This is a genomic window from Candidatus Streptomyces philanthi (assembly GCF_059553635.1).
In genome coordinates, this window is record NZ_JCANQV010000578.1 from 1 (window position 1) to 1,598 (window position 1,598).

2 protein-coding genes are annotated in these 1,598 nt (G+C 75.4%); both read left to right on the top strand.

Going from position 1 to position 1,598, the window contains the following annotated elements:
- Nucleotides 1-265 (top strand): ROK family protein (locus AC51EU_RS30360; RefSeq protein ID WP_496270303.1); only part of this gene is annotated, 265 nt, incomplete at its 5' end.
- Nucleotides 265-1,488: an N-acetylglucosamine-6-phosphate deacetylase gene (gene nagA, locus AC51EU_RS30365; RefSeq protein ID WP_496270304.1), complete on the top strand. Its 1,224-nt coding sequence runs from the start codon at nucleotides 265-267 to the stop codon at nucleotides 1,486-1,488. The genes AC51EU_RS30360 and nagA, both read left to right, overlap by 1 nt.
- Nucleotides 1,489-1,598: the final 110 nt, after the last annotated feature.

Sequence of the window (1,598 nt, forward strand, 5' to 3'; positions counted from 1 at the left end):
CGAGGTCTGGCAGCGGGCCGTGGACGCCCTCGCCGACGGCCTGGTCACCGGCCTCACCCTGCTCGACCCGCGGACGATCATCATCGGCGGCGGGCTCGCCGAGGCGGGCGACACCCTCTTCACACCGCTGCGTGAGGCCGTCCACCGCCGGCTGACCTTCCAGCGCGTCCCCTCGATCGTTCCGGCGGCCCTCGGGGACGCCGCCGGATGCCTGGGCGCAGGACTGCTCGCCCGGGATCTTCTCTCCACGGAGGTAACCGCCTGATGGCACAGCAACAGTCCACGGGTCCCACCGGTCTTCCCCGGCGCACCGTCCTGGCCGGCGCCCGTGTCGCCCGGCCCTCCGGCGTCGTCGACGCCCGCCTCACCGTCGAGGACGGCCGCATCGCCGCCCTCGGCAGCCGCGCCACCGACCGGGACGCGGACACCGGCGCCCGCCCCGGCGACACCGTCCTCGATCTCACCGGGCATCTCGTCGTCCCCGGCTTCGTCGACATGCACGTCCACGGCGGGGGCGGCGGCTCCTTCTCCTCCGCCGACCCCGAGGAGTGCCTGACCGTCGTCGCCACCCACCGGCGCCACGGCACCACCTCGATGGCCGCCTCCACCGTCACCGGCGACCTGGACGACCTGGCGCGGCAGGCCGCCGTCCTCGCCGAACTGACCCAGCAGGGCGATCTCGCCGGCATCCACTTCGAGGGCCCGTTCATCTCCCCGCACCGCTGCGGCGCCCACCGGCCCGAGCTGCTGCGCGACCCCGACCCGGCCGACGTCCGCAAGCTCGTCGACGCCGCCCGCGGCACCGCCCGGATGATGACCCTCGCGCCCGAGCTGCCCGGCGGCCTGGAGTCCGTACGGCTGCTCGCCGACGCCGGGGTGATCGCGGCGATCGGCCACACCGACTCCACGTACGACGCGGCCCGCGAGGCCATCGACGCCGGGGCCACCGTCGCCACCCACCTCTTCAACGCCATGCCGCCGCTCGCCCACCGCGCGCCCGGCCCGATCGCGGCGCTCCTGGAGGACGAGCGGATCACCGTCGAGCTGATCAACGACGGCACCCATCTGCACCCCGCCGTCCTGGAGATGGCGTTCCGTGACGCGGGCGCCGCACGCGTCGCGTTCATCACCGACGCGATGGGCGCCGCCGGGATGAGCGACGGGATGTACCCGCTCGGCCCGATGCGGGTCGAGGTCAAGGACGGTGTCGCCCGCATCAGCGAGGGCCCGACGGCCGGCTCCATCGCCGGTTCCACCCTCACCCTCGACCGGGCCTTCCGGCGCGCCGTGACCCTCGACGGCCTGACGGTCGAGCAGGCCGTCCAGTCCCTGTCGGCCACCCCCGCCCGCCTCCTGGGCATCGACGACCGCACCGGCTCCCTGGAGCCCGGCAAGGACGCCGACCTGGTGATCCTCGACGCGTCGTCGTACGAGGTGGCGGGCGTGATGCGGCGCGGGGAGTGGGTGGTACGGCCCGCCGGCGCGTGAGCGCGGGGCGGTCGTCGCCACCCGGCCGGACGCGGGTACCGGGGGGCGCGTGAGCGCTCGGGGAACGGAAGGGGCGTGCCGGGTGGTGTACGCGCCGGGGCGTGCGCATG

Excerpts from the sequence above, each read along its gene's own strand:
- nagA (WP_496270304.1), top strand. The coding sequence starts at position 265 with ATGGCACAGCAACAGTCCACGGGTCCCACCGGTCTTCCCCGGCGCACC.